Annotated in this window: 1 pseudogene; it reads left to right on the forward strand. The window is 37.0% G+C overall.

The features are described from left to right. Positions 1–349: pseudogene (locus AAEY99_RS21265) on the forward strand (mechanosensitive ion channel family protein); the annotation flags it as partial.

A 349-nucleotide genomic window follows, 5' to 3' on the forward strand; every position in this document is an offset into this window, starting at 1 on the left:
GCCATACTAATTATTCATGTAGGTTTTATTTTTAGCAGTATTGTAAGTATTGCGGGTTCTATTTATAACCAATTGGAGTTTGCACGCGAAGTCCCTATTCAGGGCTTAATTCAGGTTGTTAAGCTAATCACCTTTATTGTGTGTGCTATTTTAATTGTAAGTATTTTCCTTGAGAAATCTCCCACTTATATTCTCTCTGGCTTTGGTGCTATTGCAGCTGTTACGTTATTAGTATTTAAAGACACTATTTTAGGCTTTGTAGCGAGTATTCAAATCGCAGCAAATCGCCTAGTAACCTATGGTGATTGGATTCAAGTAGAAAACTACGGCGCCGATGGCGAAGTAATTG

Origin of the sequence: Shewanella sp. S1-58-MNA-CIBAN-0166 (assembly GCF_040310085.1) — a bacterium.
Lineage (GTDB): Bacteria > Pseudomonadota > Gammaproteobacteria > Enterobacterales > Shewanellaceae > Shewanella.